General features: G+C 48.8%; 30 protein-coding genes. 17 read left to right on the top strand and 13 right to left on the bottom strand.

Annotated elements, in window-relative coordinates; translation table 11 throughout:
• Window positions 1-7: 7 nt before the first annotated feature.
• Entirely contained in the window at window positions 8-1,567 is a 1,560-nt protein-coding gene (locus tag ACM615_RS07540) for a TerC family protein (RefSeq protein WP_120160685.1), read from the bottom strand.
• 593 nt (window positions 1,568-2,160) lie between these two features.
• Between ACM615_RS07540 and manX the strand changes: the two genes are divergently transcribed.
• The 5 genes from manX (at window position 2,161) to mntP (ending at window position 6,229) form a co-directional block, all read left to right on the top strand.
• Complete coding sequence (gene manX, locus ACM615_RS07545; protein ID WP_112291057.1) at window positions 2,161-3,123, top strand: PTS mannose transporter subunit IIAB; 963 nt, start codon at window positions 2,161-2,163, stop codon at window positions 3,121-3,123.
• Between the two features lie 91 nt (window positions 3,124-3,214).
• Entirely contained in the window at window positions 3,215-4,012 is a 798-nt protein-coding gene (locus ACM615_RS07550) for a PTS mannose/fructose/sorbose transporter subunit IIC (RefSeq protein ID WP_112291058.1), read from the top strand.
• A gap of 11 nt (window positions 4,013-4,023) precedes the next feature.
• Window positions 4,024-4,866, top strand: a complete 843-nt coding sequence (locus ACM615_RS07555) for a PTS mannose transporter subunit IID (protein ID WP_112291060.1) — start codon at window positions 4,024-4,026, stop codon at window positions 4,864-4,866.
• A gap of 94 nt (window positions 4,867-4,960) precedes the next feature.
• On the top strand, window positions 4,961-5,419 hold the full coding sequence (locus ACM615_RS07560) for a DUF986 family protein (protein ID WP_120160682.1): 459 nt from the start codon (window positions 4,961-4,963) through the stop codon (window positions 5,417-5,419).
• 237 nt (window positions 5,420-5,656) lie between these two features.
• Window positions 5,657-6,229 carry a manganese efflux pump MntP gene (mntP, locus tag ACM615_RS07565; RefSeq protein ID WP_132963797.1) on the top strand — a complete coding sequence of 191 codons (573 nt, stop codon included), beginning with the start codon at window positions 5,657-5,659 and terminating at the stop codon, window positions 6,227-6,229.
• Here mntP and rlmA read toward each other — a convergent pair.
• Window positions 6,221-7,042, bottom strand: a complete 822-nt coding sequence (rlmA, locus tag ACM615_RS07570) for a 23S rRNA (guanine(745)-N(1))-methyltransferase (RefSeq protein ID WP_431011729.1) — start codon at window positions 7,040-7,042, stop codon at window positions 6,221-6,223. The genes mntP and rlmA overlap by 9 nt on opposite strands.
• A 148-nt stretch (window positions 7,043-7,190) precedes the next feature.
• Between rlmA and pgeF the strand changes: the two genes are divergently transcribed.
• Window positions 7,191-7,904: a peptidoglycan editing factor PgeF gene (pgeF, locus tag ACM615_RS07575; protein ID WP_129638511.1), complete on the top strand. Its 714-nt coding sequence runs from the start codon at window positions 7,191-7,193 to the stop codon at window positions 7,902-7,904.
• Window positions 7,905-7,988: 84 nt separating this feature from the next.
• On the opposite strand, the gene cspE is transcribed toward pgeF, so the two are convergent.
• The 3 genes from cspE to ACM615_RS07590 form a co-directional block, all read right to left on the bottom strand.
• The gene (cspE, locus tag ACM615_RS07580; protein WP_002221949.1) at window positions 7,989-8,198 is read right to left on the bottom strand and encodes a transcription antiterminator/RNA stability regulator CspE; all 210 of its coding nucleotides are present in this window, start codon (window positions 8,196-8,198) and stop codon (window positions 7,989-7,991) included.
• 41 nt (window positions 8,199-8,239) lie between these two features.
• Window positions 8,240-8,356, bottom strand: a complete 117-nt coding sequence (locus tag ACM615_RS07585; protein WP_071823629.1) for a DUF2627 domain-containing protein — start codon at window positions 8,354-8,356, stop codon at window positions 8,240-8,242.
• A gap of 1,105 nt (window positions 8,357-9,461) precedes the next feature.
• Window positions 9,462-10,451 (bottom strand): MBL fold metallo-hydrolase, encoded by a 990-nt coding sequence (locus ACM615_RS07590; protein WP_129638510.1) that lies wholly within the window; start codon window positions 10,449-10,451, stop codon window positions 9,462-9,464.
• A 185-nt stretch (window positions 10,452-10,636) separates the two neighbouring features.
• Between ACM615_RS07590 and ACM615_RS07595 the strand changes: the two genes are divergently transcribed.
• Window positions 10,637-10,927: a hypothetical protein gene (locus tag ACM615_RS07595; RefSeq protein WP_431011730.1), complete on the top strand. Its 291-nt coding sequence runs from the start codon at window positions 10,637-10,639 to the stop codon at window positions 10,925-10,927.
• A gap of 59 nt (window positions 10,928-10,986) precedes the next feature.
• Here the strand turns inward: ACM615_RS07595 and ACM615_RS07600 are convergent, their stop codons facing one another.
• The 4 genes from ACM615_RS07600 to mgrB all read right to left on the bottom strand — a co-directional run bounded on the left by ACM615_RS07600 (window position 10,987) and on the right by mgrB (window position 12,311).
• Window positions 10,987-11,223 carry a DUF4060 family protein gene (locus tag ACM615_RS07600; RefSeq protein WP_013576199.1) on the bottom strand — a complete coding sequence of 79 codons (237 nt, stop codon included), beginning with the start codon at window positions 11,221-11,223 and terminating at the stop codon, window positions 10,987-10,989.
• Window positions 11,224-11,358: 135 nt separating this feature from the next.
• On the bottom strand, window positions 11,359-11,661 hold the full coding sequence (locus tag ACM615_RS07605) for a phage protein NinX family protein (protein WP_112291072.1): 303 nt from the start codon (window positions 11,659-11,661) through the stop codon (window positions 11,359-11,361).
• Window positions 11,662-11,772: 111 nt separating this feature from the next.
• A complete protein-coding gene (locus ACM615_RS07610; protein WP_112291074.1) occupies window positions 11,773-12,045 on the bottom strand; it encodes a YebO family protein in 273 nt (90 codons plus the stop codon).
• Between the two features lie 143 nt (window positions 12,046-12,188).
• A complete protein-coding gene (mgrB, locus tag ACM615_RS07615) occupies window positions 12,189-12,311 on the bottom strand; it encodes a PhoP/PhoQ regulator MgrB (protein ID WP_162940700.1) in 123 nt (40 codons plus the stop codon).
• A gap of 775 nt (window positions 12,312-13,086) precedes the next feature.
• Here mgrB and ACM615_RS07620 point away from each other — a divergent pair.
• Together ACM615_RS07620 and ACM615_RS07625 are read left to right on the top strand one after the other, a co-directional pair.
• Window positions 13,087-15,780, top strand: a complete 2,694-nt coding sequence (locus tag ACM615_RS07620) for an autotransporter outer membrane beta-barrel domain-containing protein (protein WP_431011731.1) — start codon at window positions 13,087-13,089, stop codon at window positions 15,778-15,780.
• 182 nt (window positions 15,781-15,962) lie between these two features.
• On the top strand, window positions 15,963-16,199 hold the full coding sequence (locus tag ACM615_RS07625) for a YobH family protein (protein ID WP_112291078.1): 237 nt from the start codon (window positions 15,963-15,965) through the stop codon (window positions 16,197-16,199).
• A 50-nt stretch (window positions 16,200-16,249) separates the two neighbouring features.
• Here ACM615_RS07625 and ACM615_RS07630 read toward each other — a convergent pair whose 3' ends face one another.
• A complete protein-coding gene (locus tag ACM615_RS07630; protein WP_015697897.1) occupies window positions 16,250-16,495 on the bottom strand; it encodes a DUF2766 family protein in 246 nt (81 codons plus the stop codon).
• Between the two features lie 201 nt (window positions 16,496-16,696).
• Here ACM615_RS07630 and ACM615_RS07635 point away from each other — a divergent pair, with 201 nt between their 5' ends.
• The 3 genes from ACM615_RS07635 (at window position 16,697) to ACM615_RS07645 (ending at window position 19,017) form a co-directional block, all read left to right on the top strand.
• The gene (locus ACM615_RS07635) at window positions 16,697-16,888 is read left to right on the top strand and encodes a YebW family protein (RefSeq protein WP_095921376.1); all 192 of its coding nucleotides are present in this window, start codon (window positions 16,697-16,699) and stop codon (window positions 16,886-16,888) included.
• 127 nt (window positions 16,889-17,015) lie between these two features.
• Entirely contained in the window at window positions 17,016-18,656 is a 1,641-nt protein-coding gene (locus ACM615_RS07640; protein ID WP_431011732.1) for an ABC transporter substrate-binding protein, read from the top strand.
• A gap of 145 nt (window positions 18,657-18,801) precedes the next feature.
• Window positions 18,802-19,017, top strand: coding sequence for a hypothetical protein (locus ACM615_RS07645; RefSeq protein ID WP_112291082.1), 216 nt, complete (start codon window positions 18,802-18,804; stop codon window positions 19,015-19,017).
• Window positions 19,018-19,084: 67 nt separating this feature from the next.
• On the opposite strand, the gene ACM615_RS07650 is transcribed toward ACM615_RS07645, so the two are convergent.
• A complete protein-coding gene (locus tag ACM615_RS07650; protein ID WP_112291083.1) occupies window positions 19,085-19,372 on the bottom strand; it encodes a hypothetical protein in 288 nt (95 codons plus the stop codon).
• Window positions 19,373-19,700: 328 nt separating this feature from the next.
• On the opposite strand from ACM615_RS07650, the gene ACM615_RS07655 reads away from it, so the two are divergent.
• Window positions 19,701-19,910, top strand: a complete 210-nt coding sequence (locus ACM615_RS07655; RefSeq protein WP_112291229.1) for a hypothetical protein — start codon at window positions 19,701-19,703, stop codon at window positions 19,908-19,910.
• A 38-nt stretch (window positions 19,911-19,948) separates the two neighbouring features.
• On the opposite strand, the gene ACM615_RS07660 is transcribed toward ACM615_RS07655, so the two are convergent.
• A complete protein-coding gene (locus ACM615_RS07660) occupies window positions 19,949-21,457 on the bottom strand; it encodes a sensor domain-containing diguanylate cyclase (RefSeq protein ID WP_431011878.1) in 1,509 nt (502 codons plus the stop codon).
• A 330-nt stretch (window positions 21,458-21,787) separates the two neighbouring features.
• The gene (icd, locus tag ACM615_RS07665) at window positions 21,788-23,041 is read right to left on the bottom strand and encodes an NADP-dependent isocitrate dehydrogenase (RefSeq protein WP_112291085.1); all 1,254 of its coding nucleotides are present in this window, start codon (window positions 23,039-23,041) and stop codon (window positions 21,788-21,790) included.
• A 132-nt stretch (window positions 23,042-23,173) separates the two neighbouring features.
• Between icd and rluE the strand changes: the two genes are divergently transcribed.
• The 4 genes from rluE to hflD all read left to right on the top strand — a co-directional run bounded on the left by rluE (window position 23,174) and on the right by hflD (window position 26,413).
• Window positions 23,174-23,800 (top strand): 23S rRNA pseudouridine(2457) synthase RluE, encoded by a 627-nt coding sequence (gene rluE, locus ACM615_RS07670; protein ID WP_431011733.1) that lies wholly within the window; start codon window positions 23,174-23,176, stop codon window positions 23,798-23,800.
• On the top strand, window positions 23,793-24,239 hold the full coding sequence (locus ACM615_RS07675) for an NUDIX hydrolase (RefSeq protein WP_129638504.1): 447 nt from the start codon (window positions 23,793-23,795) through the stop codon (window positions 24,237-24,239). The genes rluE and ACM615_RS07675 overlap by 8 nt, the downstream gene beginning before the upstream one ends.
• Before the next feature lie 247 nt (window positions 24,240-24,486).
• Window positions 24,487-25,596 carry a tRNA 2-thiouridine(34) synthase MnmA gene (gene mnmA / locus ACM615_RS07680; RefSeq protein WP_112291090.1) on the top strand — a complete coding sequence of 370 codons (1,110 nt, stop codon included), beginning with the start codon at window positions 24,487-24,489 and terminating at the stop codon, window positions 25,594-25,596.
• A 190-nt stretch (window positions 25,597-25,786) separates the two neighbouring features.
• On the top strand, window positions 25,787-26,413 hold the full coding sequence (gene hflD / locus ACM615_RS07685; RefSeq protein WP_112291091.1) for a high frequency lysogenization protein HflD: 627 nt from the start codon (window positions 25,787-25,789) through the stop codon (window positions 26,411-26,413).
• Window positions 26,414-26,433 lie beyond the last annotated feature (20 nt).

A 26,433-nucleotide genomic window follows, 5' to 3' on the forward strand; every position in this document is an offset into this window, starting at 1 on the left:
GCCAGCTTTAGTGGCTTTCGTCCCACTGATCTTCTGACTTAATCCGGGTGATGCGGACACGCTCGATGCGATAGTCTGTCACCTCAAGGATCTCAAAGTGCAGCGACGCCATTTCAATCACTTCACCGGCAACCGGCATCTGGCCTGATTTCGACAGCAGCAATCCGGCAAGTGAAGCAAAATCATCATCCGCATTCACCAGATTGTTCACGTCGAGAACTTGCTGAAGAAGGTGTAAGTCTGTCCCGCCTTTCGCGATCCATGACTCACCGTCAGCGATCACATCCGGCATTTCATCTTCGTCAGGGAACTCACCGGCAATGGCTTCCAGCACGTCCAGCGGCGTGACCAGCCCCTGAATCACACCAAACTCATTGTTTACCACCACCAGACGCCCCCTGGCTTTACGTAATACCGCCAGCAGATTGATCACATCCATGGTTTCCGGCACCACAATCGGCGGCGTTTTCTCCGCGAAAGCCACGATGTTTTCGCCGTTCTCCAGCGCCACCAGCAGGTCTTTCGCACGTACTACACCGATGACATCATCCAGAGAATGACGACAGATCGGGAACAAACTGTGCGGCGTATCCAGCAGCTGGCTGCGGATTTCGGCCGGTGACTTTTCGCAGTCCACCCATGAAATCTCGGTGCGCGGCGTCATGATAGTGCGCAATGTACGCGATGCCAGCGTCAGAACGCCCGTTATCATATGGCGCTCTTCTTCTGCAAAAGCTTCTGATGCAGGCAGTACATCACCGACTGGCTCATCTTCATTCTGATGCTGACGTTTCCCGCCCATCAGGCGCTGAATGGCCTCGGCGGTACGCTCACGCATCGGACGGTTAGACTGGCTTTTCAGGAAGTTACGGCGTGCAATCTGGTTGAACAGTTCAATCAGAATCGAGAAGCCGATCGCCGCGTACAGGTAGCCCTTCGGAATATGGAAGCCAAAACCTTCCGCTATCAGGCTCAGACCAATCATCAGCAGGAAGCTGAGACACAGCACCACTACGGTCGGATGATTGTTCACAAAACGCGTCAGCGATTTAGACGCCAGCAGCATCACACCCATGGCGATCACCACGGCGGTCATCATCACAGCCAGATTATTCACCATACCGACTGCTGTAATCACGGCATCCAGCGAGAAGACGGCGTCGAGCACCACAATCTGCGCCACAACCGACCAAAAACTGGCATAGCCGCGGTTCGGTGTTCCCTGTTCGTCATGCCCTTCCAGCCGCTCATGCAGCTCGGTGGTAGCTTTAAATAACAGGAACAGCCCTCCGACCAGCAGGATCAGATCCCGCCCTGAGAAGCTGAATTGCGCAATGCTGAACAGCGGCGTGGTCAGTTTAACCATCCACGAAATCAGCGACAGCAGGCCCAGACGCATAATCAGCGCCAGCGAAAGGCCGATAATACGGGCCTTATCGCGCTGCTTAGGCGGCAGTTTATCCGCAAGAATGGCAATAAAAACAAGGTTGTCGATACCCAGAACAATTTCCAGGACAACAAGCGTCAGCAAACCGACCCAGATTGAAGGGTCCATCAAAAATTCCATGTCAGACTCCGCAATGAGTTAAAGAAAAATGACGCAAAGAAACGCGTGACGTCAGGCGGTCAGAAGACTTGCCAGAGGCGGTCACGATAAAAATCTCAGATGAAAGCGGTTTCAGTGCGGCAGTAATCAGGCCCAGTGGGGCGTATTTGCCGGTAAGAATGAGGTGATAGTGCGAAGAATAGTGACGTCGGTGACAGTCCATAGGGAGGGCTGAGGGCCGGGTACTCCTGTTCAATGATTCGGAAAATCACTCTATCAGGAATGATTATTTGAATAAAGTGTGATTTTTTACGATCCGCATCATTTTGAAACATCTATGCTGTTTTAATGTGCAATGTGAAAACGTATTCACACTACGTCGTTCAATAACGGACAACGGTCACAAAAATTATTTTTTCGCACACTAAAATAAATCACGTCGCACAACCTGTTGAGGTTCTGCAGTTTTACTGTTTTGCAGTCTTATCAGAAATTAAGGAACGTTAGTACGCAGGGAATGCCCTGTCCGCCTCAGGAATAAAAACGGGCGGATATCATCAGCACCATTACTTATGTGCATAACTCTTTTCAAGAGTTAACAGAGGAGGTAGCGAGTGAGTATTGCTATTATCATCGGCACGCACGGGTCAGCAGCTGAGCAGTTGCTGAAAACAGCGGAAATGATTTTAGGTGAACAAGATAATGTCGCCTACATCGATTTCGTTCCCGGCGAGAACGCCGAAACCCTGATCGAAAAGTACACGGCAAAGTTGGGTGGTTTAGACACCAGCAGCGGCGTCCTTTTCCTGGTCGACACCTGGGGGGGCAGCCCGTTCAATGCCGCCAGCCGTATTGTTGTCGATAAAGAAAATTACGAAGTTGTCACCGGTGTCAATATCCCAATGCTGGCAGAGACTTTCATGGCTCGCGATGACAACCCTTCTTTCGCAGAACTGGTTGCCATTGCAGTAGAAACAGGTCGTATCGGCGTGAAAGCGCTGAAAGCCCCTGAACCTGCTGCCCAGGCCCCTGCCGCCGCCCCTGCGCCAAAAGCAGCTGCTCCGGCTAAACCTGCCGGTCCGAACGACCATATGAAGATCGGCCTTGCCCGTATCGATGACCGTTTAATTCATGGCCAGGTCGCGACCCGCTGGACCAAAGAAACCAACGTGACCCGCATTATTGTTGTCAGCGACGAAGTGGCTGCCGATACCGTGCGTAAAACGTTGCTGACTCAGGTTGCTCCTCCTGGTGTTACTGCACACGTTGTTGACGTCGCAAAAGCCATCCGTGTCTGGGATAACCCAAAATACGCTGGCGATCGCGTGATGTTGTTATTCACTAACCCGACTGACGTTCTGCGTTTAGTTGAGGGTGGCGTGAAAATCACTACCGTAAACATCGGTGGTATGGCTTTCCGCCAGGGTAAAACTCAGGTGAATAACGCAGTGTCTGTCGACGAAAAAGATATCGAAGCGTTCAAGAAATTGAATGAAAAAGGTATCGAACTTGAAGTGCGCAAAGTCTCTACTGACTCTCGCCTCAAGATGATGGATCTCATTAATAAGATGAATTAATAAGCACATCACGAATGTGCAGATTCCCTCAACGTTATCTGCCTGATGTGCCTGTTTATACTCAGCGTCCTTTGGTCATAGGAGAAGTGCAATGGAGATCACCACACTACAAATTGTGCTGATATTTATTGTTGCATGTATTGCCGGGATGGGTTCGATCCTGGATGAATTTCAGTTTCACCGCCCGTTAGTTGCCTGTACTTTGATCGGTTTTGTTCTTGGTGATGTTAAAACCGGGATCATCATCGGCGGTACGTTGGAAATGATTGCACTTGGCTGGATGAACATCGGTGCGGCTGTTGCGCCGGATGCCGCCCTCGCCTCAATCATCTCTACCATTCTGGTTATCGCAGGCGGACAGTCTGTCGGTGCCGGTATCGCACTGGCTATCCCGCTGGCGGCTGCCGGTCAGGTATTAACCATTATCGTTCGTACTATCACTGTTGCCTTCCAGCACGCAGCGGATAAAGCGGCTGAGAAAGGTAACCTGAACGCCATTACCTGGATCCACGTTTCCGCGCTGATCCTGCAGGCAATGCGTATCGCAATCCCTGCGGTGATTGTTGCTGTGTCTGTGGGTACTGCGATTGTTCATGACCTGCTGGCTTCAATCCCTGAAGTGGTCACCAACGGTCTGAACATTGCTGGTGGTATGATCGTTGTGGTTGGTTACGCCATGGTTATCAACATGATGCGTGCTGGCTACCTGATGCCATTCTTCTACCTTGGTTTCGTTACTGCCGCATTCACCAACTTCAACCTGGTTGCACTGGGTGTGATTGGTGTGGTGATGGCTGTTCTTTACATCCAGTTGAGCCCGAAATACAACAAGTCTGCGCAGGCAGCGGCTGCACCGGGTGTTAACGATCTCGACAACGAATTGGATTAAGGGTGAAGGACATGGTTGATCAAACTGCAGTTAAAAAACTCACGGCCAGCGATATTCGCGGTGTGTTTATGCGCTCCAACCTTTTCCAGGGGTCATGGAACTTCGAACGTATGCAGGCTCTGGGCTTCTGCTTCTGTATGGTGCCTGCCATCCGTCGTCTCTACCCTGAAAATAACGACGATCGCAAAGCGGCTATCAAACGCCACCTGGAATTCTTTAACACCCATCCTTATGTTGCGGCCCCTGTACTAGGTGTTACGCTGGCGATGGAAGAACAGCGTGCTAACGGCGCACCTATCGACGACGCAGCCATCAACGGCCTGAAAGTCGGTCTGATGGGGCCTCTGGCCGGTGTGGGTGACCCGATCTTCTGGGGTACTGTTCGTCCGGTGTTTGCTGCACTGGGTGCGGGTATCGCGATGACCGGTAGCCTGCTGGGGCCGTTGCTGTTCTTCATTCTGTTTAACCTTGTACGTCTGCTGACCCGCTACTACGGTGTGTCTTATGGCTACAAAAAAGGTGTCGATATCGTTAACGATATGGGCGGCGGCTTCCTGCAGAAACTGACCGAGGGGGCGTCAATTCTCGGCCTCTTTGTCATGGGCGCCCTGGTTAACAAGTGGACGCACGTTAACATTCCGCTGGTGGTATCAAAAATCACCGACCAGACAGGCCATACCACGGTCACCACTGTCCAGACGATTCTGGATCAGCTGATGCCAGGCCTGGTGCCATTACTGCTGACCTTCGGTTGTATGTGGCTGCTGCGTAAGAAAGTTAACGCCTTGTGGATCATCGTTGGCTTCTTCGCCATCGGTATCTTCGGTTACTGGATTGGCCTGTTAGGTCTCTGATAACCGCTAAACCGGGGGATCATTCCCCCGGTTTTTTTATGACCTGATTTTGCTGTTTTTGATTTGCCTTTTGTGGCCGTAAGCTGGAGTTTTCATGTCTGTTACCGATATTGTCCTCGCGCTCTTCATCCTCCTGTTGCTGGCCTACGCCATCTACGATGAGTTCATCATGGGAACTAAAAATGGTGAAACGCGCCTGCGTGTGAATCTAAGACGCCGCAATAAACTGGATTCCATTATTTTCATCGGTCTGCTGGCGATCCTGCTTTATAACAATATCCATGCTAATGGTACTGTCGTAACGAATTATCTGTTAATTGGTCTTGGCCTTATTGCTTTCTATCTCTCGTTCATCCGCTGGCCAAAAATGCTGTTCAAACCGAAGGGTTTTTATTTTGCCAATACCTTCATTACCTATGACAGGATCCGTAGCATGAACCTTTCAGAAGATGGTGTATTGGTATTTGAATTAGAACAGAAAAAGTTATTAATCCGCGTTAATGAACTTGACGATCTGGAAAGGATATACAAGTTAATGGTTGAAAATCAATAACCTGGAAGTAATCTCAAGACTATCATTTATAGCCATAGGTATATTTATGGCTTTAATGCTTAAGCTTAATGCTAATATTTCCACACTAACCTGATTGTTATTTACCCCTACATTCAAAACCCCTTTTATCTGCAATAACATTAATTTATTCCCGGATATAAAAACCCTTATTTATTTGGTGTTGTCCTGCATAAAAATATCATGATAAGGTTGCGCCGTTATTTGGGGAGTATACTCGTGAACTTATCCGCAACGCTTATTCTGGCATTTGGCATGTCGATGGACGCCTTTGCCGTATCCATTGGTAAAGGTGCTGCCCTTCATCGCCCTTGCCTGCGTGAAGCCCTCCGTACTGGCCTGATTTTCGGTGTAATAGAAGCAATTACACCGCTAATTGGCTGGGGGCTGGGCTTATTTGCCAGTCAATACATCATGCAATGGAGTCATTGGCTCGCCTTTATTCTGCTGTCCATTCTTGGCACACGAATGATTGTTGAAGGGCTGAAAGATAAACCGGATGATGCTCTTACAACCGCAACACACCATAGTTTCTGGATCCTGGCAGCCACAGCGGTTGGCACAAGTCTGGATGCGCTGGCAATTGGCGTAGGATTAGCGTTACTGGAAGTGAACATCATCCAGACCGCACTCTTTATCGGTATGGCAACCCTGCTGATGTCCACGTTAGGAATTATGGTCGGACGCTTTATCGGCCCGCTTTTAGGCAAGTGGGCCGAAGTTTTAGGGGGCGTGGTGCTGATCGGAACTGGACTGAATATCCTGCTCGAGCATCTGGGCTATTTAAGCTAAGACGCGCTGATGTATTCTGATGAGAAAATCTGTTTCACACTCAAAGGCCGTCTGAGCTTTTAAGTCAGCCATCACTTCCTCTGTTGCCCGCCATGCAAAAGGCGTCATCTGCAACAAATCAAATGCCTGTGCGCCCGAAAGGCTCATGTTGTACGCCAGTGCCTCGGTGCTGATCCGCTCAAAGCCGTCCAGTTGTTCATCCAGATCGGCATGCAATTGTACATCCTGATAAATCAGCCCTTTCAGCTGATATAAGTGACGCGGTCCAGGCGCAACAGTCACCACCAAACCCCCGGGTTTAATGGCCCGGTAAAGCTCCTGAGCCTTACACGGCGCATAAATGCGAATGACCGCATCCAGAGAGCTGTCTGCAAAGGGCAAGCGGTGGCTGGACGCCACGCAAAAAGACACATCGTGATAGCGTTTGGCGGCATAACGGATAGCCACTTTAGCCACATCCAGGCCAAAGACTTTCAGCGTACGACGCTGTATTAATCGTTCTGCGATAGCTGCAGTGTAATACCCTTCCCCGCAGCCGATATCCAGTAATGCCTGGGCATCCTCCGGAATGACTTCATCGAGGATATCCGACAAACGGTCCCGTAAAGGCTGATAATGACCGGCATCAAGAAATGCACGACGGGAAATCATCATTTCCGGACTGTCACCTGGTTGCTTTGAGCGTTTGTGCTGTACGGGCATCAGATTCACGTAACCCTCTTTGGCATGATCAAACTGATGATTGGCCGGGCAATGCCATTGCTGACCTGTCAGCGTAAGCGGCTGGAAACAAAGCGGGCACTGATACGTCATGGAGAAAACCTGCAAGGAAAGTCTGAGGAGGCGAAAGTTCGCAATAGAGGTAAGTCTAAAGAAGGCGCACTGAGGTTGCAACTGCTGGAAAATCCGCATAAAAGGCAGCTACACTGAAGCGATATCATTTTCCTGACCGAGAGACGAGATGAGTGACAGCTCAGTTTTACTCAGCCATATCCCCGGCATTTTACATGGCTTCGGCGATAAAGAATCCTTGCTGCCTGCTCATCTGAAAGCCTTTGAAGCCACACGACCGGAAAAGAAACAGGTTCATGGCACACGGATTGTGGATGTGACCCAGCCCGGACAAGATTGTGGCGATGCGGACGGATTTATCACCTCCGTGCCCGGTATTCTTCTGGCCGTCTTTACCGCGGACTGCCTGCCGGTGATTTTTTGCCGCAAAGATGGCAAGGAAGTGGCCGCGGTTCACGCTGGCTGGCGGGGACTTATCGACGGTATTCTGGAGAAAATGGCGCAACGGATTAATCAGTCGGGTGATACTCGTGACTGGGTTGTGGCCATCGGTCCTGCAGCGCAGGCTTGCTGTTACGAAGTCAGTCAGGAACTTGTGGATACATTTATGCAACAACTCGACTTCCCCCCTGCCCTGATTTCGCCGCGTCATCGTCACCTTGACCTGGCTGCGATTGCAGAGGCTAAACTACAGGCTTTGGGATTTGCAGGAATTGACCACGCTGGCAGCTGCACGATTTGTACAACGGCAGGGAGTACAACGGAGGGGACAGCATTCAAATACACCAGCTTCCGGCGTAACAGTCATCAGCGGGCAAAAGACCCTTCACATCCGGGCATCAGCGGGCGAAATCAGCAATCTGGCATTATGATCTTGCGATAAAGTGATCTTGCAATAACAGCTCAACATGCTGAAAACAGACACAAAAAAACCCGCCTTGGCGGGTTTTTTTACAGCTGACGCTGCTTAGATTGCAGTTACGTTAACTGCTGACGGGCCTTTCTGGCCGTCTTGGATTTCGAACTCTACGTTCTGGCCTTCGGCCAGAGTTTTGAAGCCGTTACCCTGGATTGCAGAGAAGTGTACGAACACATCTTTGCTGCCGTCAGCAGGAGTAATGAAACCGAAACCTTTAGACTCGTTGAACCACTTAACTTGACCTTTGATCTTTGCCATCTTGAGTATTTCCTTTGGATTGTTTAAACCGCCCGTAGGCGTTACATAGACAAACTAGAGTCGTTACTGCTTGAGGCACTAAGATTAGAATCGGCAGAGAAGCGGTATTCAACGTGAACGTCTTTACTCAGAACTTCTATACTGAAAATGCCACACATATACAGAACTGTACCTCGTTTTACCCAGATGCGTTATCACATACTCTGAATTCGATGGCAAGCCATTTTTAATCAGTGATGGACATGTCGCACATATTTGAGCCGGTTAAAGGCACTTCGTGTTCAGTTATGCTGAAATATGTTGATAGACATGCTTTTTTCTGCTTTGCAGTTTCACCTGCATATCAAACAAAACAATAACGACCTGTTTTTGATTATTGATCATTTAATGCAGAACCGTAAGCGTAAAACACTCCTTTATTTGAATTTTTATTGTCAAGATCGGCCAAAACCTTTTGCTGATGGCCTGATAAGGCGCGGAAAAGCAACACCGCGGGTCAGGTCACGTTCGGGTGACAGCGGGTCTGTCGGGCCAGGTGCACACTTGTGCAACAGAACGGGCAACCGGTTTAAAACATAGCCAGACAATATGACTGGTTATGCAATAATCAATTACGCCAGGGAAGGATAAAATGGTGCAAAACAAAACGCAGACTACAATAAATGCACCTTAACTGTGCGCCTTAGGCATGTACCCGATAATACATAAAATCACTCAACCCCTTCGGGGTTTCAATTCTAAACTCCTCGCCGTCCAAATACAGTTTTCTTGTCATCTCATTTTTGACATTATAATGAATTAAAGTTTGCGAGTTGGTTAAATCGGTATAACACTTGCGCAAACTTTTAAAACTCACTTATTCATATAAAAAATATCGTTATGAAAATATAATATTAAATACCGTGATCGGAATCTCAAATCATCATTATCATGTTCTCGGAAAACGGGCGCGCAATCGTCACTGCGACAGCATGACTGGCGAGGACTTTACGACAACCTAATCAGCACAATGCACTGTATCTTAAGCAATCTCAGGGATTACACGCCACCAACGGCAGTTTTGCGCTTATCGATACGAATAATTATTTCATCCGCAAAATATCTGACAGCGGGAGCATTATCCTTCCATGGATATTAATTAACAAATCAGTAACCCATTCATTTTGTAAGCCATCATAAAAACATCACGATGATTGATAATACTTCTCATTTAATAACTACCAAATTGCACTTTAAAATCCCTCTGCAACGGGCAAATGATATTCAATCTTTAGAAATGCTTGCGCCGATTTTTAAGGGTTTGAATTCCATTTCTGGCGAGTCACTTTGAGATATCGCCTCCGCTAATTCGTTTAAGGGTTGATCGAGAGAATCATCAGCTAATTCAAAAACCCCCCAGTGGATCGGCACGGCTTTCTGACAACGTAGTTGCGAAAAGACCGTCACAGCCTGCTGCGGATCCATATGCTGCGCGCTCATGAACCATCTTGGTGCATAGGCGCCGATGGGAATGGCGGCTAAATCGAATGGCCCGAGACGCTGACCGATCAGTTCAAACTGATTGCTATAACCACTGTCCCCGGAAAAATAGAAGCGCAAATCAGTGTTTCTGACGACCCAGCCACACCACAGGGACTGATTGCGATCCCAAAATGTCCGCATACTCCAGTGACGCGCAGGCACGGCTGAGAAAGTCAGATCACCAAACTGATGTTCCTGCCACCAGTCAAGTTCTTCGATATACCGCGCTCCGCGCCGCTCAAGCCACGGTTTCATGCCCAAAGGCACCATAAACTGCACGTCAGGGAAACGTCGCAACAGCTTGCGCACAGTCGCGCGATCAAGATGGTCATAGTGATTATGGGAAAATAACACGACGTCAATAGGTGGAAGTTTTTCAACCGGTGCAGCAACGGGCGTTTTACGTTTAGGCCCGTAGAAACTCAGCGGCGAGGCGCGATCCGATAACGCAGGATCCATAAGAACGTAACGTCCGGCCACGCGCAGCAATAAACAGGCGTGACCTAAAAACCATAAACGATCATCCGTTCCGCTAAAATCAGCTGTCTGCCACCACTGGCTGATGAAATGTTCGTAGCCTTTCTCTGGCGGTGCAGGCAGTCGCTGGGCTTTACGTTCCTTTCTCCAGCGTTTGAAATCCCCCTCCTGGCGGTTCTGCGGTTCAACATTGGTGAAACCGTCAGGCGTATGATGAGATTTTGAAGGATCGTAATAGGGATTTTTACCAGGCATAGGGCTCCAAGGGAAAGCTTTCCTGTTTGAACGAAAATGTGAACACATCATTTTAAGTAGCATATTTGTTAAACACACTACAGAGAGAAAGTGAAAAAATATGTGCCAATTCAGCAGCTATCAACGGTTAAGAAAATCTTAATAACTGTGTGTTTTACTGAGGACGTTCAAAAAGGAGAAAATTTATGACCAGGAACACTACTCAACGCCGGCGCTCATTTACTGCGCGACTAACGCATATTATGCAGATTCAGACCCAGTATGGCCGCCTGTGGCTAAGCTCACGTTTTCGCCGTATCAACGTCCCTTCTTCACTCAAAGTCATCGCCTACGCCATTCTGACGCTGATGGTTCTGGCGATCACCGGGACAATGTTGCTGGTGCTTGACCTGATTAGCCTGATTTCAGGGCTGCTGAAGCGCCCTTTCCGCCGGGGAAATGTTTACCGGCGCCAGCTGATGAGAAAGCCTGTATAAAACAAAACCGTGTCGGTTTAACGACACGGTTTGAGATTACGGGGATGCATTCCTGATTTTCAGGCAGGCATACCGCAAAGTTTGGTTAGATTTCTGGCGCCGATCATGAGGGTTGCAACATAGGATTGTCTGCGGGTGACAACTTCGACCGCTACACGCGCATCTTTATACTTAATGAGATAGGTTGAAGGCCAGCCCTGCCGGCGTTTGCCGTAGGCTTTTTCATGACTGTCGATAGCTGCATGAGCAACCACCAGATGGGAAAGAGTTTTATCACCTTTAATGATGCGCTTCATAATGGACTCCGCCTTAGACACAACTGTCAAAATGAGGAAACATTAATCACTTGATACGCATCGCTTTATGCGACGCTTATTCGAATCACTTCTTTGCAAAACTTTGTCACAATCTGAGTATCTCTGCGCTTTTGCTTATGCGCAAGTCTTACTAAGCAGGAAACACACCATAGCGGCACGCAGAGGCCGTTTGCTTTGCGCCTGCCACTGGCCATGAGGACTGCTTATCTCAGCCAGCCAGAGGGGATCGCTCTGCAACTCTTTAAAATTGATGCTGATTTTGTTGGCGCAAATAATCGGCCACGCGTCGGAGGGGTTGTTGCAATAATCTTTGCCCTTCATACCGCCGTAGGGATACCACTTCTCAGGTTCCTCTCCCGTCAGTAAAGCAATGTTGTGGTTTACTTCGCTATCGTTTTCTTCCGACCATTTGATCATCAGTTCATCCTTCCAGCAGGGCACATGCGTGGAGACTACCGGAAGAATAAGACAGATTTATGAAGGAGTAACAAAAGCAAAAACCCGCCGAAGCGGGTTTACGATGTAAAATTATCGTTCAGGAATAAAACCACGCAGACTGAGAGCAGAATCATCCTCTGCTTCAACAGGGGGCGCTTTGCCTCGTGCCTGTGCAGCGAGAACCTTAAGCAACTCGGTTTGCTGGCGTTGTTGCTCAGCTATCTCGTGCAACAACGCGATGTGTTCATTTGCCCTGACACTGGCCCGGCTGACAAAAAACCATACCAACAAAAATAACAAAGCTGAGAGTGCGAACAGCACCAATGAAGCCAGGCTGTTTTGGCCCATTGCGAAATCAAACATTGACTACCCTACCACTGAATGTTCAGAGCCTTCATCTTACCATCACCGGCTGATCAGGGAAGTCATTCACAAATCCATTAACGAAAAAACAGGCTTTTCTTACTGCCGGGCTGGCGGCAGACAGAATTTCTGGCAGAGATCCCCTAAAAAGGGATAAATGAAGTGATCGCACAAACGCCCAGGTCAAAGTTCCCGCCCTGATCGCAATAGCTGTTAAGCGCAAGCAGGTAAAGACCTATGCAGATGAGCAGGAAAAGGACGAACATCACGATCTTCCTGACATTGAAAACAGGCTTTTTCAATTTGAGGGCAGGTTTCTTTTGGTTTAAACAACGTCTATCAGGGCTCAAGGCGACGTCCAACGGATGAATGAACAGACACACATACTACGATGAAAATCTTAAACAACGATATAACAAAACGTCGGCTTTTAACGGGCAAACATCCTGTAATAATCACATACGTAAATCATAAATTAAAATGCATTCACCTTATAAATATATACCAACCAGACAAGAGTTGACCTGCGTCAAATAAAACCAATTATTCATTCTGCCTTTAAAAACAAAATCTCCCTTTCGAATTTCTTAAAAATGAATTTTGCAGATCCTGTAATAATACATTACATAAAGAAATAATAGAAAGCGGATGAAGCCATTAACTTCATGAAAGACCATATCTCAACATCATTCCAATATGATAAATAGCCGTCTAACCTGAAAGCACGCATCCTGGCTCGCATCAGACCAGGATTAATCAGCCTGTTCGGCTTACCCATAAAACACATTTATTTAGAAACTATAAAACAACCATTAAAATATTAAAAGAAATGCAAAACTAAAAACACGGCAATTATTAAATATAAATTTTCAAATTTGATGAACTTTCACTGGAACTTCCTTGTTGAATTAAACCATGCATTAAAATATCATCCCGCCGTCGAACAGTTCTTCTGTCTCTTCTGTTATATAAATGAAAGCATAATAGCTGAATTATTTTCAGCTCACTCATGCTGACTATTTTTTGTTGAGGGATTAATAAATGCATGCATGGAATAAAAAGTTCTTCGTTTCTAAAATAGCGCTGGCCTGCGCTGTTGCAGTAACAGCACCTGCGGCGATATCAGCTGATATATCTGGCACCGTATATGACACGTTCTATCATGACTCTGCTCTGGCGGGTCATATCGGCTATCGTGGATATGCAGATGATGACGGTGCAGATAACGGTTACGTTGGCGGAGACATCTACTCTTCAATCAACAACGCTATAGTTAATGGCGTTATTTCCACTCACTATCTGGGCTTTGATAACAACACTAGCAACACGCTGAATATTACCAACACCACTGTCAACGGCATGATCACTTCTGAGTGTATGTCGACCGATTGCGGCGATGCGCGTAATGATTATGATCAGTCACCTTTGCAACTGACCATTGATAATTCCACTATTAACGATTCTTACGAACACTTCGATTACGACGTAACTGATGCCAATAAAGTGCGTGATCATGAAACCCTGAATACCTACGATATGGGTGTTGCGGTGACATTGGATCAGGAAAGTGACATCGTTATTAAGAACAACTCTCACGTTGCTGGCATTGCGCTAACCCAGGGCTACGAGTGGGCTGATACTGACGTTAATAACGGTAATACGTTTGATAATACCCTGACAGTTAATGACTCCTCGCTGACTTCTGGTTCTTACACAGAATTGCAAACCACCGGTTTCTACGGCCAGTCTGATAAGCCAAGTGATTACGGCAATATTAGCGCCGCAGGTACTCAGGCTGATGACGTTGCATTATCTGTTGTTGCAAGTGCAACAGCTGATAACGCAATGAAAACTAATGCCGTATTCAATAATTCAACCATTACCGGTGACGTTGCTTTTGTCAGCACTTTCGACGAGAACTATTACGTCGGTGGTTATGACAGCAATGCCGATGGTGTGCTGGATACCAATGGCTGGGATGACACAGACGAACTGAACCTGACACTGGACAATGGCAGCAAATGGGTTGGCGCAGCCACCTCAGATATTCAGATGGATTCAGCTCTGTATAACCGCAGCACCAACAGCATCTGGCCGAGTTCTGTTTTCAGCAGCACCAATGGCTACCTGGTTGGCGATGATGTTTATCAAAGCGGTCTGTTCAATGTCGCGCTGAATAACGGTTCAGAGTGGGACACGACCAAATCTTCAAACATTGATGATCTGACCGTCAATAACCGTTCTCAGGTGAATGTTGTTGAGTCAGGATTACTGGCAGATCACATTTCTCTGACCAATGCATCAACCCTGAAAATTGCCGCGCACGGCGATGTTAAAACTGATGTGTTGAGCCTGAACTCAGGCAGTCAGGCATCATTGACCGAAGAAACTGCGTCTCTTTATGCCAACACTATCGTTGTGGGCAACGGTTCCGAGCTGAACTTAGGTTTGGGTCAGGTTGATACGCATAATATGGTTCTGACTGATAACGGTACTTTCGATATCGGTAGCCGTGAATATGTTCTTAACTCTGACATGAACAACGCGCGCGACAAAACTGCCGCCGACTATGTTTATGATCAGGGCACCATCGGTATCAACTCTGACGGTCATCTGTCCGTCAATGGCGTGACTAACGGTAATTATCAGGTACGTATTGATAACGCGACAGGCGAAGGCCAGGTTGCTGATTATGAGAATAAAGAGCTGATCCGCATCTACGGCGGCAATGCGACATTTACTCATGCTAACACCGCTGACCTGGGCGCCTATAAATATCAGGCTGAGCAATATGACGATACTGTAGTGCTGGCTAAACAAGGCATTACCTCTACCGCCAATGCAGCCCTGAGCCTGCCTTCTTCCAATGCAGCAACCTGGCATATGGAACAAGACACCTTAGAAAACCGCATGAACAGTTCACGTCACACCCAGGGCAATGACAAAGGTGGTGTGTGGGTTAACTACTTTGGTGGTCAGCAAAATGGTGACAACGGCGTAATTGATTACGATCAGGACGTTAATGGCATTATGGTTGGTCTGGATAAAGTCACCGAAGGGGGTGGCGAACGCCAGTGGCTGGTCGGTATGGCAGCAAGCTTCGCCAAATCAAGCTTGTCTATGGATGATGCGGATGCGGATACTGACAGCCAGTCAGCACGCGTTTACTCCAGCCTGAACTTCAATAATGGCGCATTCTTTGACTCTTCTCTGAGCTACAGCCATTTCAGCAACTCTACTGACAGCACCATGAGCAACGGTCAGCAAGTATCAGGTGACAGCACGACTGATGCATGGGGCTTTGGTCTGAAACTGGGTTACGACTGGAAATTCGCTCCACAGGCGTATCTGACTCCATACGCAAGCATTACTGGCGTGTTTATTGGCGATGACGATTACAGCATGACCAACAACATGCATGTTAGCGATCAGGCTTATGACAGCATGCGTTATGAGTTGGGCGGGAACCTGGGTTATACCTTCGATCTGGGTGCAGATCAGGCACTCAGTCCTTACGCAACTCTGGCGTATGTGTATGAAGATGCTAACAACGATGCAAACATCAACGGTGACCGTATCGATAACGGCGTTGATGGTTCTGCTGTCCGCCTAGGTTTAGGGGGTCAGTTCGACATGAACAAAAACTTCACCGTTTACACAGGCGTTAACTACCTCGGCGGCAGCGATGTTGATCAGCCTTGGGCAGCAAACCTGGGTATGAAATACCGCTGGTAATTTGACTGTCTGATAAGACTCTTCAGTAGTGTATTGGCCCCTTCTACGGGGCCAATTTTTTTGACATCTTCAGGGCTTTTCTGATTAGGAATCTGCTGCAATGACATTTACTGAAAAATAACTTCTACTAGGCTGATCAATATCCTGAATTGTTCAGGAGCAGATATTTAGGGAGTTTCAGAATGGGTATCGTTAAGACGATTATTGTACTGGCTGTGATTTACGCTATTTTTCTTTTTTCAGGATATGGCGTGACGGTCGGAAGCAGCGAGAATGCAGCGGGATTAGGCCTGAAATGCCAGTACTTAACGGCCAGAGGGATTGTCAGCTCTCAGTACATTCATTCTGACAGCGGAGTCATTGGTGTCGCGAACTGTCCGATTTTCAAAAAAGTCGGCGAAGTGGTCGATAATAAATAAGACACTTTTTTGGCTTGTCATGCCCGTTAGCACGGGCATGACAATAATTCTTAGCTGTCGTGCTTAGTGAATTTCAGTTCAATCAATGAAATCGCTTTTTCAATGGCACGTTTAGTTACCGGATCGGCACCTGCCGGATGCTTGCTGAAATCAATGCTTTTCAGCTGATGGGACATCTTTTCGCGTACTTCTGCTGGCGCAATAATTTCAATCACATCCAGAATTTGCTTAATCACCAGCTGGCATGCAACCAGATCAGATTCGATTTCTTGTTCTCTGTTTAAAGATTCGGACATGAGCTGCTCCTTCCATTACGTCATTCATAAAAATTATGGTCGCGAGGATATCATGCCCTTTATGGAAATTCTCTTTTCTGCCATTTCTGCCCTTACCCCCTCTTTTCAACCGGACAAATATGCAGCAAACGCGCGCTATTACATTTTTTTACGGACACATTAGTTCTATGCTTAATCTGATGACAAAGAAGGAGACGCGCTATGTTCGCTCTAGTTTTGACCATTTGTTATCTGGGCGGAGGATGTGAAGACCTGGTGGTAGATGCCTTTAATACTCAGAAACAATGCACCGTTGCAATGCATCAGCAGGGCTTACGGCAGGCCGGCTGCTATCCTATCGAAGATTTTATTGATGGCTATTGGATCCCGGCGCACGAAAACGCTGATTTCTAATCCACTGTGTTGCCTTTCACAGAGTAATAACAAAAGTCTCATAAAGATTGCTAAAGTGACCGAACAAAGGTATGAATACCCTGTTACTCATTGATATTTAACCATATTGACAGGGCAGGAAATGGCAATGACGATACGTAAAACTTATGGAAGCTTTAAAAAAATACCTCTCGCGCTTCTTCTCTCCACCACCTTTATGGCCTCTTACACCACTTACGCTGCGAACGTTCCCGCAGGTGTAGAGCTGGCGGCCAAACAGGAAATTACCCGCAACAATGGCAGTGAACCCGCTTCTCTTGATCCGCATAAAGTGGAAAGCGATGTGGAGTTCAACATCCTCAGCGATTTGTTTGCCGGATTAGTCACTACCGACAGCAAGGGGGATGCACAGCCTTCGCTGGCTGGTAGCTGGGAAACCAAAGATAACAAAACCTGGGTGTTCCATTTACGTCCCGGCATTGTCTGGTCTGATGGCTCACCGATTACCGCGCAGGATGTGGTCTTCAGCTGGCAACGCCTGATTGCCCCGAAAACAGCCTCACCTTATGAAAGCTATCTCGGCAGCATGCATGTGCTGAACGCCGCAGATATCATTGACGGCAAAAAGCCCGCCGATCAGTTAGGGATCAAAGCGCTGGATAAACAAACGCTGGAAATTACTCTCGACCAGCCGCTTTCCTACTTCCTCGGCATGCTGGCACACCCTTCCCTTTCGCCGATCAGTCAGGCGGATGTTGAAAAATACGGTGATAAGTGGACTCAGCCTGGAAATCTGGTCAGCAGCGGTCCTTTCAAGCTTGATACCTGGACGGTCAACGAGCGCATCACCGCCGTACGCAACCCGAACTACTGGGACAACTCGCATACCGTCATTAACAAAGTGACGTATTTGCCGATCGCTTCAGGCACGGCGGATGTTAACCGCTATAAAGCCGGTGAAATCGACATCACCTATACCGTACCTTCTCCGCTGTTTGCCTCGCTGAAAAAAGAGCTGGGCTCGCAGGTTCACGTCAGCCCTTATCTCGCCGTCTATTACTATGCGATGAACACGCAAAAGCCGCCGTTTAACGATGTCCGCGTGCGTAAAGCGCTGAATCTGGCCATTGATAAGTCGATCATTGCCGATAAAGTGTTAGGTCAGGGGCAAACTCCGGCATGGCATTTATCGCCAGATAACACGGGGGGTTTTACTTTCGCTAAACCAAAAGAAGCCAGCCTGACGCAGGAACAGCGTAACGCAGAAGCCAAAAAGCTGCTGACCGAAGCCGGTTTTGGTCCGGACCATCCGCTGAAATTCAATCTGCTGTACAACACTTCTGAATCGCATCAGCGCATTGCGATTGCCGCCGCGTCAATGTGGAAAAAGAATCTCGGTGTGGATGCTGTTTTACAGAATCAGGAATGGAAAACAATGCTCGATACCATGCATCAGGGGACGTATGAAGTCGTGCGTTATGCCTGGATTGCTGACTATAACGAGCCTTCGACTTTCCTGAATACGCTGCGCACAGGCAACAGCGAGAACACGCCGAAGTTCAGTAATGCAGCCTATGATCAGGCACTGAATGATGCCCTGAAAGCCACGGATAAAGCCGACGTTGGCAAAGCCTATCAGCAGGCAGAGCAGGTACTGACTGAACAATCTCCGGTAATTCCGCTGTATCACTATGTCAGCGCACGTCTGGTGAAACCGTATGTGGGTGGTTTCAACGACAGCCTGCTTAATTACATTTACACCAAAGACTTGTACGTAATTAAGCACTAATGCTGCCTGCCTTTCCTTACGGCGTTTGACTGCGTAAGGAAAGGCACTTCAAATCCATCGCGCCCTCACCTTCTTTCCGCTAACCCACTTGCCACACGCCACTCAGATGATAGATTGTACGTAAATCACACAAACGGGAGCTGTTATGAAATTCTCGGAAAGTGAGATCCAACCGCTTTGGGACGAAGTTGCACGTATTATCGGTGATGGCGTGATTCAGATGCGCCACAGAGGTGAGCCGTTGAGTGCCGATGCGCTGATTGGGTATCTCGATGAACAACTGGTCACGGCGACCGGCGTCCAGCGCCGTATCTTGCTCGGTGCAGCGATTAATCTGCTCAAAGCTGATCGTCGCTCCTGATATCAAGACAAACAAAAGCCCCGCAACCTTTCGGGTAACGAGTCGTTTATCCATCATCAGCCTGCCGTTATTTAGATTGCGCCGCTCGCCCCTGAGCAAATAAGAAAATGCGCTGCGTAATGTCATCTGCGCCGAGAATGTTTCCCTTCTGCTCCAGACTGGCTTTGGCATAAGCCATATCATGCGCCTGATCAACCATGCTGATAACACGATCACGAGTGGTTTTGTCCACAATCCCCAGCAAGGTCGTCAGAATGGCCTGATAGGCATTGGAGGCATAAGTCAGTTGTCTTTCACGTTGTTCCAGCGCGTCAATGCGAACCATCAGGGCCTGCAATTGCTCTTGATGCGTCATAGCGGCATCCTTCTTCACGGGTGGAAAATAACCGGAGACAGCGAAGAAGTAGAAAGATCTTCGCCGGTTACTGACGTTAAGTTTAGCAGAGTTAAAGAAAGTAGATGTTGCCCGCTGCCGGCAGGCAATATAAACCGTTGTTCAATGAGCCATTAAACGCCTGCGCAGTTGTAACCGCGGCTTAACTCAAACGACCCGCTGCGCCGGGCTTCTGACCACGTGATGCGTAACAGCGGCAGTACCTGCTTACAGATAGCAAAATGACAGCCGGATACCTGATGTGACATTTTCTGCCACAGCATTATTTGTTCGTTTTGGGAGAGATCAGGTGAAAAATACAGTTCTGGGTGTAGCAATGGCGGGCATGCTTTTGGTCAGTTCACTGGCGCAGGCAGAAGGCTGTCTGAAAGGTGCGGTAGTCGGCGGAGTTGCAGGTCATCTGAAGCATCACGCTGTCATCGGGGCAGTGGCCGGATGCGCCATCGGGCATCATCTGGCGGCTCAGGCAAAGAAACAGCAAGCGGCTACCGGTAAATAACTCAGTCAGGGCAGACAATGCCCTGACTGAGCAAAACGTTATTCAGGTACGACAACCACGCGGTTACGCCCTTCCTGCTTGGCTTTGTATAACGCCTCATCGGCTCGTTTCAGTGACGTCTCCGGTTCGCCCATTTGCTGATTCCAGTAAGATACACCTAATGAAATCGTAATCGGGCGGATCCCCGGCAGCACCAATATTTCCACATTCTGGCGCAGACGTTCAGCAATCATTTCTGCTTCCGCCAGCGTCGTGTCTGGCAGCAACACCAGAAACTCTTCCCCGCCCACGCGGCACAGAATGTCACTTTCACGGGCATTATGCCGGATTTGCTCGGCCAGTGTTCTGATCACTTCATCGCCGGTGTCATGCCCGTAAGAATCATTGATCGTCTTGAAGTGGTCGATATCCAACGTAATCGCAGAAAACTGCTGCCGCATTTGCACTACTGATTCCAGAGCCATCGCCAGCCCGCGCCGGTTGAACAGACCCGTCATCGGGTCGGTCTGCGTTTCGAATTTAAGTTTGCCGATTTTCTTCTGCAATAAATTAATGCCAATCAGCAAAGCACGCTTGAGCTGGTTCGACTCGAAATACCAGGAAGGGATTTCACGGATGTTACTGGAAATATCAGGTTTATCCATTTCGTTAGCACTGCGCGCCAGCAACCAGAGCGGGCGGGCTATCATTCTGGAGAACAGCCAGACACAAAGCAGCGTCAACAGCGCCAGCGGCGTCAGATGTTTCAGCACTTTGACCATCAGCCCTTCCAGTGGCTTAAGAGTCGAATTAGTCGGCCGCTGAGTAATAATTTCCCAGCCCGACGAAGGAACAACGGCGTAACCGGCCAGCATGTTCTGACCCGCCAGATTAGTGACCATCAGGCTGCCATTGGGTTCTTTTCTGACGGCCTCTGTCAGCGGACGGGGCTTCACCACTTCTCCGATGCGATAGGCATCAGGGTGATAGAGAATACGGCGCTCTTTATCCAGCACCGCAATATAAGAACCGTCACGATAATAATGCTCGCCAAGCAGCTCATTCAAAATGCTCTTCTGGCGCAGGTAAATAGTACCTGCGATATACCCGAGGTATTTACCTTCAGTGGTAAAAATCGGTGTCGAAATCACGACCACCAGATTCTGCGCGACCGAGGTATAAGGTTTACTGATCAGCGGCCGGCGTTCTTTCAGTGCTTCAAGCGCACCCGGCGTTTTAAGAATATGGCCGACCAGTTGCAGGCTGTCAGGAGACGTCGCCAGAATTTTGCCTTGTGCATTGGTGAGCACGACAGAATTAAAACTGTCGGTCTGGTATTTCAGACGCGCGGTTTCAGATTGCAGAACGGCAGGATCGTCAAAATTTCTCGCCGCGATCACACTGCTATAGGCAAGCTGTTTCTGCATACTTTTTAGAAACTGTTCGGTGCTGGCGGCCAGTTTCGTCGCGTAAACGCGGTTCTCTTCGAGCGTATTGTCGATAAGTAACTGGCGCTGAACACGATAGCTGGCATAAAAGCTGTTGGCGAGCGTCACAAAGGCGCTCATCACGGCTAAAATCAGGATCAGGCGTCGCAGATCAATACGGAACAGAGAGCTTGAGAGGAGTGAGCGCAACAAAAAGTCATTCCTGTGGTAAAAAGTGGCTCATATGTAACACCGCTGCCCCCGATGCACAATAAGGCCGAAAAAATAAACTATTATCCGTCTGAATCCCCAACAAAAAATTGTACTTAGCCTCAACAGACTTAACTCAAATTATTGATATTGAAATTTTTTATGTAAGCATTGCCCTTGTTCAGAGACATTTATCAGTTAATCGCGGACATAAAAAAACGGAGGCATTAAGCCTCCGCTGATTCTTCAACAATATCGCAATTACATATTTGCGATCATGTCGTCGGCGAACTCGCTACATTTACGCAGCTTAGCGCCTTCCATCAGACGTTCGAAATCGTAAGTCACGGTTTTGTTAGCGATAGCGCCTTCCATGCCTTTGACGATCAGGTCTGCGGCTTCGAACCATTCCATATGACGCAGCATCATTTCTGCGGACAGGATGATTGAACCCGGGTTCACTTTGTCCTGACCGGCATATTTCGGTGCAGTACCGTGCGTCGCTTCGAACAGCGCGCAATCAGAACCGATGTTTGCGCCCGGTGCGATACCGATGCCGCCAACCTGCGCCGCCAGGGCGTCGGAGATGTAGTCACCGTTCAGGTTCATACAAGCGATAACATCGTATTCAGCAGGACGCAGCAGGATTTGTTGCAGGAACGCATCCGCGATCACGTCTTTAATGATGATGTCTTTGCCGTTGTTCGGGTTCTTGATTTTCACCCACGGACCGCCGTCGATCAGCTCACCGCCGAACTCTTCGCGCGCCAGCTGGTAGCCCCAATCCTTGAAGGCACCTTCGGTGAACTTCATGATGTTGCCTTTGTGAACCAGAGTCAGTGAATCACGATCGTTGGTGATAGTGTATTCAATCGCAGCGCGAACCAGACGTTTGGTGCCTTCTTCGGAGCAAGGTTTGATACCGATACCACAATCTTGTGGGAAACGGATTTTCTTCACGCCCATTTCGTCTTGCAGGAACTTGATCACTTTATCTGCTTCAGCAGAACCCGCTTTCCACTCGATACCCGCATAAATATCTTCGGAGTTTTCACGGAAGATAACCATGTCGGTGTCTTCAGGACGTTTAACCGGGCTTGGAGTGCCGGTGTAATAACGAACCGGACGCAGACAGATATACAGGTCGAGTTGCTGGCGAAGTGCCACGTTCAGGGAGCGAATGCCGCCGCCAACCGGAGTTGTCAGTGGGCCTTTGATAGCAACACGGTAATCACGGATCAGGTCCAGAGTTTCTTCTGGCAGCCACACGTCCTTACCGTACAGTTCTACGGATTTCTCGCCGGTGTAGATTTCCATCCAGGAGATTTTACGCTCGCCTTTATAGGCTTTCTGAACAGCCGCATCAACGACTTTGATCATGGCAGGCGTTACGTCAACACCGATGCCATCACCTTCGATAAATGGGATAACAGGATTATTAGGAATGACCAGTTTACCCTGAGCGTCTACTGTAATCTTTTTACCTTCAGCCGGAACAACTACTTTGCTTTCCATTAACCTCTCCTTCGAGCGCATTTTTGTTAAAAATTTGTAAGATGCCGGACGATATTACTCGAATATTTCTCGCTAGCCAATCCGAAACATTTTTCAAGTATAATGCGCTAATTCTCTCCAACTTCAATGCCTATGAACCCGCTATCTTTTAAAAATCACAACGTTAAACGTTTCAGCAAAAGGCCTGCCAAAGAACAATCTGCCCCAAAAGGGCCGGGAAAGGTGATTCTTTTCAATAAACCGTTTGATGTACTGCCACAATTCACTGATGAGGCCGGTCGGGCAACGCTTAAAGATTACATTTCTTTAACAGACGTTTATGCCGCAGGCCGTCTCGATCGCGACAGCGAAGGTTTACTGGTGCTGACTAACGATGGCAAACTGCAGGCTACGCTGACTCAGCCGGGCAAACGCACCGGCAAAGTTTATTATGTTCAGGTCGAGGGCGAACCGGATGACGCCGCAGTAAAATCACTGCGCGAGGGCATCACACTGAAAGACGGGCCGACATTGCCTGCGGGTGCGGAAATTGTCGATGAGCCGGAATGGCTGTGGGCGCGAAATCCGCCAATCCGCGAGCGCAAATCTATCCCGACTGCGTGGCTGAAAATCACGTTATACGAGGGAAGAAACCGCCAGGTACGCCGCATGACGGCCCATGTGGGATTCCCGACGCTGCGCCTGATCCGCTTTAGTATGGGCGAATTCACCCTCGGCGACTTACAACCCGGCCAATGGAAGGAAATTCCGCATGTTTAAACCGCACGTTACTGTCGCCTGCATCGTTCAGGCACAGGGAAAGTTTCTGGTTGTCGAAGAAACCATTCACGGCAAAGTCACCTGGAATCAGCCTGCCGGTCATCTCGAAGCCGATGAAACCTTAGTCAGCGCCGCAAAACGTGAGCTGTATGAAGAAACAGGGATCCGCGCGGAGCCACAATTTTTCCTGGGTTTGCACCAGTGGCAGGCACCAGACGCCACGCCGTTTCTGCGTTTCGCCTTTGTGATTGACCTGCCAGAAATGCTGGAAACCGCACCGCAGGATAGTGATATTGACCGTTGCCGCTGGGTGACTGCCGAGGAAATTATCGGTTCTGCGCAACTGCGCTCGCCGCTGGTGGCGGAAAGCATTCGCTGTTATCAGCAATCACCGCGTTATCCTCTGGAAATTCTGCACAATTTCAATCTGCCGGAATAACCCTCCTCTTCCGGTTGTTGCCACGCGGTTAATCAGCGATGCAGCAACCGGCCTGACGTGATAAAATTTTGCGCTTCACGATGTAGCTCGCGTGGAATCTTAGTAAAGCAGTTCCTCTCTGTTCGGTTTCTGTGGTGTTCGGTTTTTTGTGATGTTTTGGATGCGCGCGGCCTTCATCCTCGTGAGTCAAGCATCAGAATAAACACCGTCAGTACCGGGCAATTAATTCATGTGTTTCGGGACTATTATGTCTGACAACAGCCAGAAAAAAGTGATCGTCGGGATGTCCGGCGGTGTCGATTCCTCTGTCTCTGCGTACCTTCTGCAACAGCAGGGTTATCAGGTTGAGGGCCTCTTCATGAAAAATTGGGAAGAGGATGACGACGAAGAATATTGCACAGCCGCCACTGACCTTGCGGATGCACAAGCCGTTTGTGATAAGCTGGGTATTGAACTGCACACCGTGAATTTCGCGGCGGAGTACTGGGACAACGTGTTCGAATTATTCCTTGAGGAATATAAAGCCGGACGCACACCAAACCCGGATATCCTGTGCAATAAAGAAATCAAATTCAAAGCCTTCCTGGAATTTGCAGCTGAAGATCTGGGCGCGGATTATATCGCGACCGGTCACTATGTCCGCCGCCAGGATATCGACGGTGTCAGCCATTTACTGCGCGGCGTTGATGGCAACAAAGATCAGAGCTATTTCCTTTACACGCTCGGTCACGAGCAGGTCGCACAAAGCCTGTTCCCGGTCGGTGAACTGGAAAAACCTGAAGTTCGTCGTATCGCCGAAGAACTGGATTTGATCACTGCGAAGAAAAAAGACTCTACCGGCATTTGCTTTATCGGTGAGCGTAAATTCCGTGACTTCCTTGGCCGCTATTTACCGGCACAACCGGGCGTGATTAAAAGCGTGGACGGTCAGGTGATGGGACAACATCAGGGGCTGATGTATCACACACTCGGCCAGCGTAAAGGTCTGGGCATCGGCGGGCAGAAAGACGGCAGCGAAGAGCCGTGGTACACGGTGGAAAAGGATGTGGAGAACAACATTCTCTACGTCGCACAAGGACACGAACATCCGCGCCTGATGAACGTCGGTCTGATTGCCCAACAACTGCATTGGGTCGATCGCAAAACGCTGACCGCCCCGCTGACCTGCACCGTGAAAACCCGTTACCGCCAGGAAGATATTCCGTGCGTGGTGACGCCACTCGGTGAAGACCGTATCGAAGTGCGTTTCGAGGCACCGGTTGCGGCGGTCACGCCGGGTCAGTCTGCAGTATTTTATCAGGGTGAAATCTGTCTGGGAGGCGGGATCATCGAACAGCGCCTGCCGCTTCAGGCCTGATACGCGGTAAATATATCGTTGAATACGGGACGCTTTCGGGCGTCCCGCTTTATTTCTGTCCGACTGTGATGCCCTGCACTGATTCCGAACTGTGTTTAGAGGCAGTTTTATGGCATGATCTGTCGCCATGAATTTGGGCTATTTCATTGTCACTGCGTCTCATCGTTTCAAAACGCTTACAGGAGTAAACGTGGCTAAAAATTATTACGACATTACGCTGGCTTTGGCGGGGATCTGTCAGGCAGCGCGCCTGGTTCAGCAACTGGCACACGAAGGCCAATGCTCGCAGGAAGAAATGTCAGTGTCACTGCGCAGCCTGCTGGAGATGAATCCGGCGTCAACGCTGGCGGTTTACGGTAATAATGAAGCCAATTTGAAGATGGGACTGGAGACGCTGCTGGGTGTGCTGAACGCTAACCGTCAGGGGCCGGGCGCTGAGTTAACGCGTTACGCATTAAGCCTGATGGTGCTTGAACGCAAGCTGTACGCCAATAAAGCCGCCATGAATCAGCTCGGTGAACGTATCGATCAGCTTGACCGCCAGCTGGCGCATTTTGAGCTGGAATCTGAAACGATGATCAGCTCCCTGGCCTCGATTTATGTCGATGTGGTCAGCCCGGCCGGTCCGCGCATTCAGGTCACCGGTTCACCGGCCATTTTACAAAACCCGCAGGTTCAGGCCAAAGTCCGCGCCATCTTACTGGCCGGTATCCGCTCTGCGGTACTGTGGCACCAGGTGGGCGGTGGCCGCCTGCAACTGATGTTTTCCCGTAATCGCTTGTTTGAACAGGCGAAGAATATTCTCGCTCATTGTTAATAAGATCCCAGGAGTTGCTA

The organism is Rahnella sp. PAMC25617, assembly GCF_050606005.1.
GTDB classification, from domain to species: domain Bacteria; phylum Pseudomonadota; class Gammaproteobacteria; order Enterobacterales; family Enterobacteriaceae; genus Rahnella; species Rahnella variigena.

Coding starts and splice junctions, on each gene's coding strand:
- ACM615_RS07540 (WP_120160685.1), bottom strand. CDS start 1,567: ATGGAATTTTTGATGGACCCTTCAATCTGGGTCGGTTTGCTGACGCTT.
- ACM615_RS07550 (WP_112291058.1), top strand. CDS start 3,215: ATGGAGATCACCACACTACAAATTGTGCTGATATTTATTGTTGCATGT.
- ACM615_RS07555 (WP_112291060.1), top strand. CDS start 4,024: ATGGTTGATCAAACTGCAGTTAAAAAACTCACGGCCAGCGATATTCGC.
- ACM615_RS07560 (WP_120160682.1), top strand. CDS start 4,961: ATGTCTGTTACCGATATTGTCCTCGCGCTCTTCATCCTCCTGTTGCTG.
- rlmA (WP_431011729.1), bottom strand. CDS start 7,042: ATGACGTATCAGTGCCCGCTTTGTTTCCAGCCGCTTACGCTGACAGGT.
- pgeF (WP_129638511.1), top strand. CDS start 7,191: ATGAGTGACAGCTCAGTTTTACTCAGCCATATCCCCGGCATTTTACAT.
- cspE (WP_002221949.1), bottom strand. CDS start 8,198: ATGGCAAAGATCAAAGGTCAAGTTAAGTGGTTCAACGAGTCTAAAGGT.
- ACM615_RS07585 (WP_071823629.1), bottom strand. CDS start 8,356: ATGTGTGGCATTTTCAGTATAGAAGTTCTGAGTAAAGACGTTCACGTT.
- ACM615_RS07590 (WP_129638510.1), bottom strand. CDS start 10,451: ATGCCTGGTAAAAATCCCTATTACGATCCTTCAAAATCTCATCATACG.
- ACM615_RS07595 (WP_431011730.1), top strand. CDS start 10,637: ATGACCAGGAACACTACTCAACGCCGGCGCTCATTTACTGCGCGACTA.
- ACM615_RS07600 (WP_013576199.1), bottom strand. CDS start 11,223: ATGAAGCGCATCATTAAAGGTGATAAAACTCTTTCCCATCTGGTGGTT.
- ACM615_RS07605 (WP_112291072.1), bottom strand. CDS start 11,661: ATGATCAAATGGTCGGAAGAAAACGATAGCGAAGTAAACCACAACATT.
- ACM615_RS07610 (WP_112291074.1), bottom strand. CDS start 12,045: ATGTTTGATTTCGCAATGGGCCAAAACAGCCTGGCTTCATTGGTGCTG.
- mgrB (WP_162940700.1), bottom strand. CDS start 12,311: ATGTTCGTCCTTTTCCTGCTCATCTGCATAGGTCTTTACCTGCTTGCG.
- ACM615_RS07620 (WP_431011731.1), top strand. CDS start 13,087: ATGCATGCATGGAATAAAAAGTTCTTCGTTTCTAAAATAGCGCTGGCC.
- ACM615_RS07625 (WP_112291078.1), top strand. CDS start 15,963: ATGGGTATCGTTAAGACGATTATTGTACTGGCTGTGATTTACGCTATT.
- ACM615_RS07630 (WP_015697897.1), bottom strand. CDS start 16,495: ATGTCCGAATCTTTAAACAGAGAACAAGAAATCGAATCTGATCTGGTT.
- ACM615_RS07635 (WP_095921376.1), top strand. CDS start 16,697: ATGTTCGCTCTAGTTTTGACCATTTGTTATCTGGGCGGAGGATGTGAA.
- ACM615_RS07640 (WP_431011732.1), top strand. CDS start 17,016: ATGACGATACGTAAAACTTATGGAAGCTTTAAAAAAATACCTCTCGCG.
- ACM615_RS07645 (WP_112291082.1), top strand. CDS start 18,802: ATGAAATTCTCGGAAAGTGAGATCCAACCGCTTTGGGACGAAGTTGCA.
- ACM615_RS07650 (WP_112291083.1), bottom strand. CDS start 19,372: ATGACGCATCAAGAGCAATTGCAGGCCCTGATGGTTCGCATTGACGCG.
- ACM615_RS07660 (WP_431011878.1), bottom strand. CDS start 21,457: ATGAGCGCCTTTGTGACGCTCGCCAACAGCTTTTATGCCAGCTATCGT.
- icd (WP_112291085.1), bottom strand. CDS start 23,041: ATGGAAAGCAAAGTAGTTGTTCCGGCTGAAGGTAAAAAGATTACAGTA.
- rluE (WP_431011733.1), top strand. CDS start 23,174: ATGAACCCGCTATCTTTTAAAAATCACAACGTTAAACGTTTCAGCAAA.
- ACM615_RS07675 (WP_129638504.1), top strand. CDS start 23,793: ATGTTTAAACCGCACGTTACTGTCGCCTGCATCGTTCAGGCACAGGGA.
- mnmA (WP_112291090.1), top strand. CDS start 24,487: ATGTCTGACAACAGCCAGAAAAAAGTGATCGTCGGGATGTCCGGCGGT.